The 11,285-nt window shown below is 67.4% G+C and carries 8 protein-coding genes; 7 read left to right on the top strand and 1 reads right to left on the bottom strand.

The window, feature by feature from the left end; genetic code table 11:
- The gene (locus tag WMN78_RS00810) at nucleotides 1-1,281 is read right to left on the bottom strand and encodes a glycoside hydrolase family 1 protein (RefSeq protein ID WP_340531472.1); all 1,281 of its coding nucleotides are present in this window, start codon (nucleotides 1,279-1,281) and stop codon (nucleotides 1-3) included.
- A 288-nt stretch (nucleotides 1,282-1,569) separates the two neighbouring features.
- On the opposite strand from WMN78_RS00810, the gene WMN78_RS00805 reads away from it, so the two are divergent.
- The 7 genes from WMN78_RS00805 (at nucleotide 1,570) to WMN78_RS00775 (ending at nucleotide 11,276) form a co-directional block, all read left to right on the top strand.
- On the top strand, nucleotides 1,570-3,123 hold the full coding sequence (locus tag WMN78_RS00805) for an ABC transporter substrate-binding protein (protein ID WP_340531471.1): 1,554 nt from the start codon (nucleotides 1,570-1,572) through the stop codon (nucleotides 3,121-3,123).
- Between the two features lie 77 nt (nucleotides 3,124-3,200).
- A complete protein-coding gene (locus WMN78_RS00800) occupies nucleotides 3,201-4,154 on the top strand; it encodes an ABC transporter permease (RefSeq protein ID WP_340531470.1) in 954 nt (317 codons plus the stop codon).
- Nucleotides 4,151-6,175 (top strand): dipeptide/oligopeptide/nickel ABC transporter permease/ATP-binding protein, encoded by a 2,025-nt coding sequence (locus WMN78_RS00795; protein ID WP_340531469.1) that lies wholly within the window; start codon nucleotides 4,151-4,153, stop codon nucleotides 6,173-6,175. Before WMN78_RS00800 ends, WMN78_RS00795 begins: the two co-directional genes overlap by 4 nt.
- On the top strand, nucleotides 6,172-7,179 hold the full coding sequence (locus tag WMN78_RS00790; RefSeq protein ID WP_340531468.1) for an ABC transporter ATP-binding protein: 1,008 nt from the start codon (nucleotides 6,172-6,174) through the stop codon (nucleotides 7,177-7,179). The genes WMN78_RS00795 and WMN78_RS00790 overlap by 4 nt, the downstream gene beginning before the upstream one ends.
- Before the next feature lie 11 nt (nucleotides 7,180-7,190).
- Nucleotides 7,191-9,911 carry an alpha-L-rhamnosidase gene (locus WMN78_RS00785; RefSeq protein ID WP_340531467.1) on the top strand — a complete coding sequence of 907 codons (2,721 nt, stop codon included), beginning with the start codon at nucleotides 7,191-7,193 and terminating at the stop codon, nucleotides 9,909-9,911.
- The gene (locus tag WMN78_RS00780; protein WP_340531466.1) at nucleotides 9,908-10,867 is read left to right on the top strand and encodes an alpha/beta hydrolase; all 960 of its coding nucleotides are present in this window, start codon (nucleotides 9,908-9,910) and stop codon (nucleotides 10,865-10,867) included. The genes WMN78_RS00785 and WMN78_RS00780 overlap by 4 nt, the downstream gene beginning before the upstream one ends.
- A gap of 49 nt (nucleotides 10,868-10,916) precedes the next feature.
- Complete coding sequence (locus WMN78_RS00775) at nucleotides 10,917-11,276, top strand: VOC family protein (protein ID WP_340531465.1); 360 nt, start codon at nucleotides 10,917-10,919, stop codon at nucleotides 11,274-11,276.
- Nucleotides 11,277-11,285: the final 9 nt, after the last annotated feature.

Genomic DNA, 11,285 nt, shown 5'->3' with positions numbered 1-11,285 from the left:
TCAGGCCGGCTGCGCTGCCTCGCTTGCCAGCGTCACCTCACGCTGCGCCGCGTGCGCCTGCCGGCCCAGCCACCATGCGCTCTCCTTGGGGGTCCGTTCCTGGGTGTTCCGGTCCACCGCGATCAGGCCGAACTTCGGACCGTAGCCAAAGACCCACTCGAAGTTGTCGAAGGCCGTCCAGGCGATGTATCCCCGGACGTCGATGCCGTCGGCCAGGCAGGACGCCACGCCGGCAACGGCCACCCGGAGGTAGGCCACGCGCTGCGAGTCGTCGTCCGTCGCCAGCCCGTTTTCCGTCACGATGACGGGAATCCTGGCGACGCGGGCGGCCTCCCTAATGGTGGCTTCGAGGGCCTGGGGGTAGATTTCCTCGCCCATTTGGTTTGTCGGCACGCCTTCCGGGGCGGAGGCGAGGCCGTCTGGCCCGAACACAGTCCGGCCGTACGTCTGGATCCCCACGAAGTCGTCTCCGCGGGATGCCTCAAGGAAGCGCTCATTGACGGTGCGGCGCACGCGGTCGGCACGCTCCTGGCCGCCTTCCGCCGCCTGAATGTCGGTGTTGGCGAGCGTCCACCCCACCATCAGCTCGGGGCGCCGGGCCTTGATGGCCGCGCGGCCTGCCCGATGGGCCGCAAGCATCACATCGAAGCCGGCCTCCGAGGCTGTGAACTGGAACGGAGCTATGCGCCGGGCTTCGACGCCGAGGCGCTCCGCCGCTGCGGCCCACAGGGGCACTTCCGACCTGGATTCCGCGGGTTCACCGCCGATGCCGAGCTCCCGCAGCAGCCACGGCAGGTTCGGTTCGTTCAACGTGCAGGCCACGCCGATGAGATCGCCGAGGTGCTCTGTCACCCGGTCGCAATACCGGGCGAACCGCGCCGGCGTCTCCGGGTCCTCCCAGCCGCCCACCTCGAGGAGCCACCTGGGCGACGTGAAGTGATGGTAGGTGACTACCGGGGTGAGTCCGTGCTCGTGGCAGGCTTCCAGCATTCGCCGGTAATGGTTGAGTTCCGCGATCGAGAACCGGCCTTCCACGGGCTCGATGCGCGCCCACTCCACCGAGAAGCGGTAGGTGGTGAAGCCGAGTTCAGCGATCAGGGCGATGTCCTCGCGGTAGCGGTGGTAGTGGTCCACGGCATCGCCGGACGGTTCAGCAAAAATCGTGCCGGGGAGGTGCTCCAGGAACCAGGTGTCGCTGTTGACATTGTTCCCCTCGACTTGATGGCCGGCGCTTGCGACGCCCCAGAGGAAATCCGGGGGGAAGGGGGAGGAGGTAGTCATGTGGTTCCTTTCCATGCGCCCAGGCGGCTGTGCATGGGCTGACTGTCCATCGTCCGCGCTCAAGGCCCGGCGGGGATGGCGGTTTTCATTGGGTGACAAACTCATCGCCGGAGCGTTTGGTCCACGAGGCGCCTCCGCCGTGACGGCCACCACATAAGTATTTCAACCAATGAAATCCTCGTGTCTCCGGCAAACAGCCGCCACTGATGCTTGAGGGGAGCCGGCCACACGCCTGGCCCCCATAACTGTTTCCCTCCGTTGTCACATCAGAATGCAAAGGCGCACTACATGAAACTTCTGAACTCCACGGCTCGTGCGAGCTCCGCCGTACTGGCCGGAGCGCTCCTCCTGGGATCGTTGACCGCCTGCGGCGGCTCCAGCCAGGCGACTGCCAAGGCGGACACCAGCAACCTGACCCTCGCCATCGATAGCGACTCAGCGTCGTTCGGGTTTGATCCGCTGCGTGTTGCCGACGCCCAGCGGCAGTTCTTCGAAGGCCTTTACGAAAACCTCATGACCCTCCAGCCGGACGGCTCCGCCGGTCCAGGCCTGGCGAAGGAGTTCAGCTACAACGCGGACAACACCGTCCTGACGCTGACCCTCAAAGAGGGAGTCACCTTCACGGACGGTTCCACCCTGGACGCCGCTCTGGTCAAGGCCAACTTTGACCGCCGCACGGATCCGGCGCTAAGTGCCTACTCGGCGGTCGCCAAGGGCGGCGCCCAGGAGATCACCTCGGTTGACGTCGTCAGTCCCACCCAGGTATCCCTCACGTTTGCGAAGCCCCAGCCGGGCTTTGAAAAGAACCTCACTGCCACCATGGGCATGATTGTCGGCAAGACCGGCGTCGCGGATACCGCCAGCCTGGCTGCAACCCCGGACGGCTCCGGACCGTACACCCTGGATCCCTCCACGGTGAAGGGCAACAAGTACGTGCTGGTCAAGAACGACAAGAACCCGGACGCTTCAAAATACGCCTTCAGCAAGGTCACCTTCAGCGTCATCCAGGATCCCCAGGCCCGTGCCAACGCCCTCGTCTCCGGCCAGGCCGACGTCGCCATGCTCACCTCCCCCACGGTGGACTTCGCAAAGTCCAAGGGCCTCGGCGTGTCCCAGATCGGCGGAACCCTGCACACCATGGTTTCCTTCGACAAGACCGGAAAGACCGCCCCCGCCTTCGCCAGCGAGAAAGTCCGCCAGGCGTTTCAGTACGCCATCAACCGCCAGTCACTGGTGGACGCACTACACAAGGGAGATATCCCGGCATGGAATGCACTTCCCAAGGATTCCGCAGGCTTCACCGAAGAGCTGACAACCAAGTTCGCCTATGACCCGGCGAAGGCCAAGAGCCTCCTGGCTGAGGCCGGCTACGCTGACGGCTTCGAGTTCACCATCGTCGGCAGCGCGGAAACACAGACGGACCTGCAGGCCGTCCAGAAGGATCTTGCCGCCGTCGGGATCAAAATGAACATCAAGATGGCCGCCTCAACGGATGAAGCCTTCGCAGCAGTCGCCACCACACCCCTCGGCTACGCCGCCCTCGGCTGGGACAATCCGGTAGGCCTGATGTACGGCGTGGTCCTGAACGGTTTCACCAATGTGCAGAAAGCCACCGACGAGCAGCTGACGGCCGCTACCGGCGAGGCCGCCGCCGCGAAGGACGACGCCGCCAGGAAGACCGCCCTCACCAAGCTCAACACCCGCCTGGTGGAATCCGGCTGGATGATCCCGCTCTACGAGTCACTCACCAACCAGGGCTACAACACCAAGAAGATCAAGCAGGTGGAGTTCGCCGGTACCAACGCCTACCCGCTGCTCTCGTCCTACAAGCCGGCCAGCTAATACCCGGCCAGCTACTCACCGGCTCTGCCGGGGCTGCCCTCCGCGCAACGGAGGGCAGCCCCGGCAGGTCCTGACCGATGGAGGTCACCATGGCACTATTCATTTCCAAGCGCCTGTTGATGGCGCTCGCCACCGTGCTGGTGGTTGCAGTGTTGGCATTCCTGCTGGTGCACGCAATGCCCGGCAGCCCCGGAGCTGTTTCGCTCGGAGCCGGCGCGTCCCAGGAAGCCATCGACGACGTAAACCAGCGGCTTGGCTGGTCCGATCCCCTTCTGGTCCAGTTCTTCCGCTGGCTGGGTGGCGCGGTCCAGGGCGATCTCGGGGTCTCCCTCATCGACGGCCGCTCCGTGTCCGCTGACCTGGCCAACCGGCTCCCGGTGACCGCGTCGCTCGCGGCCGGCGCGACGGTGCTGAGCGCCGTCCTGGGCATTGCCCTGGGCGTGACCGCAGCCGTGCGCGGCGGCCTCGCGGACCGCATCGTCGGGGGAATCTGCGGCCTGGCCGTGGCACTGCCCGCCTTCTGGATCGGCATCATCTTTGTGTACCTCTTCGCCGTCCAGTCCTCGGTCTTTCCGGCCACCGGCTACGTTCCCTTCGACGTCTCGCCGCAGGACTGGGCCATGTCCCTGGCACTGCCGGTGATCACCCTGGCCGTGGGCGGAGCGGCGTTCATTGCCCGCCAGACCCGGGCTTCCATGCTTGAGGCGCTGCAGCAGGAACATATTCGAACCCTCCGGGCCACGGCCACTCCCACCTGGAAGATCCTCTACGTCCACGCCCTCCGCTACGCCAGCCTTCCCATCGTGGCCGGCATCGCCCTGCAGTTCATCGGATTGTTCGGCGGCTCGGTCATCGCGGAGCAGCTGTTCGCCATGCCGGGCCTGGGCCAGGCAGTCCAAAACTCCGTCAGCACCCACGATGCCCCGTCCGTGCAGGGTGTGGTGGTCATCGCCACCGTTGTGGTGGTGGCTGTGAACCTGGTGCTGGAACTCGCCACCAAGTTCCTCGACCCGAAGTTGCGTGCCTCATGATGCCCTCCATCGCTCCCGCCCCGCTCCAGCGCAAGAACGCGCTCGCCCGGTTCTCCGCCCACCGCCTGTTCGCCTCTCCGGGCGGCGTGGCGGGCGTCATCTGGCTGGCCGCCCTGGTGGCCGCATCGCTGACCGCCCCATGGTGGCTGCCGTACAAGACCGAAGACCAGGACTTCACCGCCGTCCTGTCCGGGCCCACCCCGGCCCACTGGCTCGGTACCGACGAACTCGGCCGGGATCTCCTCAGCCGCATCTTCGCCGCCGCCGCAGGCACCCTCGGAACCTCACTGATCACGGTGATTGTCGGCGTCGGGCTTGGAACGGTCCTGGCGATGCTGGCGGCCGCCGCCGGCGAACGCGTTGAGGCTGTCATCAGCCGGGTCACCGAAATCATGATGTCGCTGCCCGGCACGGTGATCATCCTGGCCGTCATCGGCGCAGTAGGGACCAATATTCCGCTGATCATGGCGATCCTGGGCGTCCTCATCTCCGCCGGAATCTACCGCGTGATGCTCGGCCAGGCGAAGTCCCTCCAGTCCCAGCTCTACGTGGACGCCGCCAAAGTTGACGGCGTCAGCACGCTGAGCATCAGCCTCCGGCACGTCCTGCCCGGCCTGACGAACACCATCGTGGTGCAGTCCGCCCTCATCTTCGCCGTCGGCATGCTCATCCAGGCCGGCCTCGCCTTCATCGGCTTCGGCCCGCCCATCCCGCAGCCCAGCTGGGGCGGCATGATCCAGAGTGCGTCCCAGCACGTCTATGACGCCCCGTGGCTGATGGTCCCCACCGGCGCCGTCCTCGCCCTGACTGTCCTGGCGGCAAACGCCATCGGCAATGCCCTGGGCAAGACCCCCGACGCCACCGCCTCCCACCTGCCGTCAGCGGCGGCCCGCCGCCGGCATGCCAGTGTTGTGGCTGCAGCCGGAGCCGCCGTCGGAGCCGTGGCTCCTGCCGAAGGCACAGACGCCGCACCTGTGAATGGCCAGCTCAGCGTCCGCGGACTCTCCGTAGGGGTCGACGGCGGAACTCCGCTGGTCACGGACGTCTCGTTCGACGTCGAGCAGGGAACCGTGCTGGGGCTCGTCGGTGAGTCCGGCTGCGGCAAGACCATGACGGCGCTTTCCCTGCTGGGACTGCTGCCCTCCGGGGTCTCGGTAACGGGGGGCCGGATCCTGTGGAACGGCAAGAACCTTGCCACCGCCACGGAACGGGACATGGAAGGCATTCGCGGCCGCGAAATCGCGCTGATCTCCCAGGAACCCATGCGCGCCCTGGACCCCATGTTCACCGTGGGCTACCAGCTCACCGCCGCCATCCGGCGGCTCCGGAAGATGGGTAAGGCAGAGGCCCGGAAAGAAGCCCTCAGCCTGCTTGAAAAGGTGGGCATTGTGGATGCCGAACGCATCCTCAAGACCTATCCGCACCAGATCAGCGGCGGCATGGCCCAGCGTGTGGCCATCGCCCTGGCCCTCTCCGGCCGTCCCCGGCTGCTGGTAGCCGATGAGCCCACCACCGCGCTGGATGTCACGGTCCAGGCTGAAATCCTGTCCCTGCTCCGCTCCCTGGTGAAGGACACCGGCATGTCGGTGGTGATAGTGACGCACGACCTCGGCGTGGTGGCGGATATCTGCGACAACGTGGCCGTCATGTACGCCGGCCAGGTGGTGGAAAGCGGCCGGACCGCCAACATCCTGGACAACCCCCGACACCCCTACACGCTGGCCCTCCTTGCCGCGGACCCGCACGCCAACTCTGCGGCTGACATGCCTGAACGGCTGGCCACCATCAGCGGCCAGGTCCCGCAGCCCAAGGACTGGCCAACCGGCTGCCGCTTTGCGGCCCGCTGCCAGTTCGCCGGATCGGCTTGCGCCACCCCGGTGCCGTTGCTGGCCTCCGGTTCCGAGGAGGGACTGGTCCGCTGCGTCAAAGCCGACGAACTGGCCGTGGAAGGCCTGGAATGGCTTGCCACCGAAGTGCCCACGCACCGAGTACTGAAGATCGTTGAAAAGGACCTGGCATGAGCATCGAGACGGCGGAACGGCAGGACACGGCGGCAGTTGCGCCGGAGCAGCCCATGCTGGAAGTCAAGGACCTGGTGGTTCGCTACGGCCGCGGGCGAAAGGCTGCGGCGGTCCCGGCAGCAGTGGACGGGGTGAGTTTCAGCATCCTCCCCGGCGAGACGGTGGGCCTGGTAGGGGAGTCCGGGTCAGGAAAATCCACCATCGGCAAGGCGATCCTCGGCCTCCAGAAGAGTGCCGGCGGCACCATCACCTACCAGGGTGAGGACATCACCCACGCCGGTGCTGCAAAGCGCCGAGCCCTCGGCGGTGAACTGCGGGCCGTTTTCCAGGACCCCAACTCCTCGCTGAATCCGCGGCAGACCGTTGGTGCTTCGCTGGCGGAACCGCTCCGCCTCCGCGGCGTTACTGCCGCGGAGGCACGGGAGAAGGCCGAAGCCATGCTGGAACGCGTGGGCCTGCCGCGCGAAGCCGTGGACCGCTATCCCAGCCAGTTCTCCGGCGGCCAGCGCCAGCGCATCGCGGTGGCGCGCGCCCTGATCTGCGACCCCCAACTGGTGGTGTGCGACGAAGCCGTCAGCGCCCTGGACCTTTCCACCCAGGCCCAGGTGCTGAACCTGCTGGCCGACCTTCGGGACGAACGCGGGCTGAGCTACCTGTTCATCGCCCACGACATCTCAGTGGTCCAGTTCCTCGCCCAGCGGGTGGTGGTCCTGTACCGCGGCCAGGTGATGGAAAGCGGGCCGGCCGCTGCAGTGACGGAGGCACCCAAACACCCGTTCACCCAGGCCCTTGTGGCTGCCTCACCCGTGCCGAGGCCGGCGGAGCAGGCCCAACGGCGCGCGGCACGCGAAGCCCTGGGTGTGCGCACTGCCGCCGCCGCGGCCGTATCACCGGGCGGCTGCCCCTTCAGCCAGCGCTGCCCGCTGGCAACGGAACTGTGCACAACCGAACGGCCCGCGCTGCGCAAGGTGGGCGCATCCGACGTCGCCTGCCATTACGCCTGAGGGAGCCCACGTTGACTGAACGCGGTGCAGCCCCATGCCCCACGCGCCTCCGGACCGAGAACCTGCGCCAGGCCTTCGGCATCACCAAGACGGCCCCGCGGTTCAGCTGGACGCCGCCGCAAGGCACCGTCCGGCAGGCCGCCTACCAGCTCACCACGAGCAATGGCTGGGACACCGGGCGCGTGGACAGCGGAGAGCGCAGCTCGGTGCCGTACGCCGGCCCGGACCTTAGTTCCCGCGACCGCTTCGAGTGGAAAGTCCGGACCTGGAACGTGGCACCGGACGGCACCGAGGCGCTGTCCGGCTGGGCCGAGCCCATGGCCGTGGAGCTGGGCCTGCTGCACCCCTCCGACTGGAGCGCCCGGTGGATCGGCCCCGACGAGCCGGTGATCCCGGAACCTGGGCAACGCCCGGGCTATTCCCTGCACCGCGACTTCTGCTTGGATACCGTGCCGGATGCCGCCCGGGTCTATGCCACGGCGCACGGGATCTATGAACTGTTTATCAACGGGCAGCGGGTGGGGGACCAGCAGCTCACCCCCGGCTCCACGAGCTACCACAGCACGCTGCAGGTCCAGGCCTTCGATATCGCCGACCTGCTCCGGCCAGGCCCCAACACCGTGCGCGCCGTCCTCACGGACGGATGGTTCCGCGGCTCCTTCGGGTTCACGCGCGACGCCGACATGTACGGAACGCAGACGGCGTTCCTGGCGCAGCTGGAAATTGAGTCCGCGGGCGCCCGGACGGTTATCGGCACCGATGAGTCGTGGCTGGTTTCCGCGACGGAGATCGTTTCCGCGGACCTGATGGCAGGCCAGCACGTGGACCTCCGCCGAAGCCGCGACGCGGCTGATGGCCAAAAAGCCGGGCACGCGGTCCTTCGCGACGGCCGCTTCGAGGCGCTGGCCTTCGAGACCCTGACCGGGCCGGTGGCGCCGCCCACCCGGATCGTGGACGAGCTGGCCCCGGTGTCCATCACCCGCCTGGCACGCGGCAGCCAGATCGTGGACCTGGGGCAGAACATCAACGGCTGGGTCCGGCTCAACCGGCTGGGCGCAGCCGGCACGGAGGTGACGCTGGTGTACGGGGAAACACTCGACGCCGACGGCGAGGTCACCCGGGACCACCTCCGCCCCATCGACTTCAAGAACCCCGGCCAGTTCCTCGACGCCGGGCAGGTGGATTCGGTGGTCTCCGCGGGCGTGCCCGGCGAAGTGTTCGAACCGCGACACACCATCCACGGCTTCCAGTTCGTCTCCGTCCGCGGCCTGGCCGAAACGCTGCAGCCGGAGGACATCGCGGGCTGCATGGTCCAGACCGACCTGGAACCCCTGGGCACCTTCAACTGCAGCGACCGCCGGCTCAACAAGCTGCACGAGATCGTGGACTGGAGCTTCCGCGGCAACGCCTGCGAGGTCCCCACGGACTGCCCCCAGCGCGAAAAGGCCGGCTGGACCGGTGACTGGCAGCTGTTTGTTCCCGCCGCGGCCTACCTCTACGACGTGGCAGGTTTTTCGCGGAAATGGCTCAACGATGTCCGCGCCGACCAGTGGGACAACGGGGTCATCGTCAATATCTCGCCGTCCCCCGGGCCGGCGGTGACGGGTGCCGAGTTCATGGCCTTCACGAACGGGTCCGCAGGGTGGGGGGACGCGATCGTCATGGTGCCCTGGGAGATCCACCTCGCCACCGGTGACACAGTGCTCCTGGAAGAGAACTGGGACGCGATGAACCGGTGGCTCGGCTTCATCCGCCGCACCGCGGAGGGAAACCGGCACCCGGTCAAGGCGGCCGCACAGGCCACACCGGCGCCACACGAGCAGTACCTCTGGGACACCGGTTTCCATTTCGGGGAATGGATGGAACCAGGTGGCCCGGCGCCGGACCTCTTCGCCTCCCGGTCCATGGACAACGGCATCGTGGCCACCGCCTACTACCGGCACTCCTCTGCCATCATGGCCAGGGCTGCTGCCGTCCTGGGCAAGGACGCAGAAGCCCGCGAACTCCGGGACCTGTCCGAGAATGTCCGCCGGGCTTGGCAGCACGAATACCTGCTGGCCGACGGAACAGTGCGCGGAGGTACTCAGGCCAACTGCGTGCGGGCGCTAGCCTTCGACCTGGTGCCGGACGCTGCCCGCGCCGCCGTCACGGAGCAGCTCGCCAGCCTGGTCAGGGCGGCGGGCACCCACCTGGGGACCGGCTTCCTTGCCACGCCGTACCTGCTTCCGGCGCTCGCCGACAACGGACAGCTGGACCTGGCGTACGACCTGCTCATGCAGGACTCCGCCCCGTCCTGGCTGGTGATGGTGGACCGCGGCGCCACCACCATCTGGGAAGACTGGAACGGCCTCGGCCCCGACGGCAGCGCGCAAGGTTCGCTGAACCATTACAGCAAGGGCGCCGTAGTCTCCTTCCTGCACCGCTACACCGCCGGACTGCGCCAAGCCCCGGGGAGTGCGGGCTGGGAGCGGGTCATCATCGAGCCCAGGCCGGGTGCCGGTCTGACCTCCGCCAGCACCTCACACAGTGGCCCGCAGGGCCTTATCGGAGTGGACTGGACCATCCACGACGGCGTGCTGACGCTCACGGCCACCGTTCCGCCCGGAACCACGGCGGACGTCCGCCTGCCCGGTGAGCCGGCCGCCGCCGTCGGGCCCGGCACCCATACCTTCGCCGCCGCTCCGCCGCGCAGCGCAGAAACCTCACCCGACCTTGCAAGGAGCACTCCATGACCCAGGAAACCGATACCACCACAGCCCCGCGAAGGATGCCCGCACCGCCTCCCTTCCCGGCCTTCCACGCCCCGGGAACGCCCCATCCGGCGTCTGAGGTATCGATGGTGCACCGCGAAGTCAGCTATGCGATCGCGGTCGGCTTCCGGCGTTTGGCGATGGACATCTGGCTGCCGCGCGACGCCGCAGGACCGGTCCCTGTGGTGGTGTGGATCCACGGTGGAGCCTTCCAGCTTGGTGACCGCCGCGAACTGCCGCCCACCTTTGCTCCGGATTCTGTTTTCCGGCTCCTGAACGAGGCCGGCATCGCGTGCGCCACCGTGGATTACCGCCATGCCCTGGAAGCACCGTTCCCGGCGCAGCTTCACGACCTCAAGGCGGCTGTCCGGTACCTCCGGGAGCACGCCGGGGCCTTGGGTATCGACGCGGGCCGCATCGGCGCCTGGGGCGAGTCGGCCGGAGGACACCTCGCCGCGCTACTGGGAGTCACGGGGTCGCGTGAGGACCTCGAGGGCGGGCTGGGAGTCCAGGGGCACTCCAGCGCCGTCAGCGCCGTCGTCGATTTTTACGGTGTGTCCTCGCTGCCGGACATGCCGCCGATGAATACGCCCTCCGGCCTGATGTCCGGTGCCCTCGTGGCCGCCGTGCCGCCGGGCATGACCATGGAACCAGGTCCCATGCTGGTGGGCGGAACTGCCGATCCCGCCCTGCTGGCGGCGGCCAGCCCGCTTGGCCACGTGACTGCCGACGCACCGCCGTTCCTGTTGATCCACGGCGACAGCGACGGCCTGGTCCCGCTGTCCCAGAGCGAACTGCTGGCCGCGGCGCTGACGGACGCCGGTGTCCGCAACGAACTCGTCACCATCCGAGGCGGCGACCACTGCTTCTTCTTTGCCGAAGACCAGCTGGACGGAATCCTCGGCATGGCAGTGGACTTTCTCGTCCGCGAGCTCTAAATCCGCGGGGTTCAGCGACAGGCCTGACGGCGGGCGGTAGCATGCCGCTATGGCTATCGCACGCTACCCAAGCTTTGTTATTGACTGCCCCGACGCCGGTGCCCTTGCGGGCTTCTACGCTGCCCTGCTCGGCTGGAACATCAAGGCCGAGGATGGCTGGACCGAGATCCGCCCTGACGACGGCAGCAACTGTATTTCCTTCCAGCAAGTCGACGACTACCGGGCGCCGGAATGGCCGGGCCAGACCGTGCCCCAGCAGATGCACCTTGACCTCGTGGTGGCGGACCTGGACGAAGGCGAAAAGGAAGCCATCAAACTGGGAGCCACCAAAGCGGACACGCAGCCCGGCACCACCTTCCGCGTTTTCCTGGACCCTGCCGGCCACCCGTTCTGCCTTTGCTCGGACTGAGTTATTCGC

The sequence above is a fragment of the Arthrobacter oryzae genome, assembly GCF_037911235.1.
Lineage (GTDB): Bacteria > Actinomycetota > Actinomycetes > Actinomycetales > Micrococcaceae > Arthrobacter > Arthrobacter oryzae_E.
This window is presented reverse-complemented; position numbering and strand designations above follow the sequence as displayed.

Excerpts from the sequence above, each read along its gene's own strand:
- WMN78_RS00810 (WP_340531472.1), bottom strand. The coding sequence starts at position 1,281 with ATGACTACCTCCTCCCCCTTCCCCCCGGATTTCCTCTGGGGCGTCGCA.
- WMN78_RS00805 (WP_340531471.1), top strand. The coding sequence starts at position 1,570 with ATGAAACTTCTGAACTCCACGGCTCGTGCGAGCTCCGCCGTACTGGCC.
- WMN78_RS00800 (WP_340531470.1), top strand. The coding sequence starts at position 3,201 with ATGGAGGTCACCATGGCACTATTCATTTCCAAGCGCCTGTTGATGGCG.
- WMN78_RS00795 (WP_340531469.1), top strand. The coding sequence starts at position 4,151 with ATGATGCCCTCCATCGCTCCCGCCCCGCTCCAGCGCAAGAACGCGCTC.
- WMN78_RS00790 (WP_340531468.1), top strand. The coding sequence starts at position 6,172 with ATGAGCATCGAGACGGCGGAACGGCAGGACACGGCGGCAGTTGCGCCG.
- WMN78_RS00780 (WP_340531466.1), top strand. The coding sequence starts at position 9,908 with ATGACCCAGGAAACCGATACCACCACAGCCCCGCGAAGGATGCCCGCA.
- WMN78_RS00775 (WP_340531465.1), top strand. The coding sequence starts at position 10,917 with ATGGCTATCGCACGCTACCCAAGCTTTGTTATTGACTGCCCCGACGCC.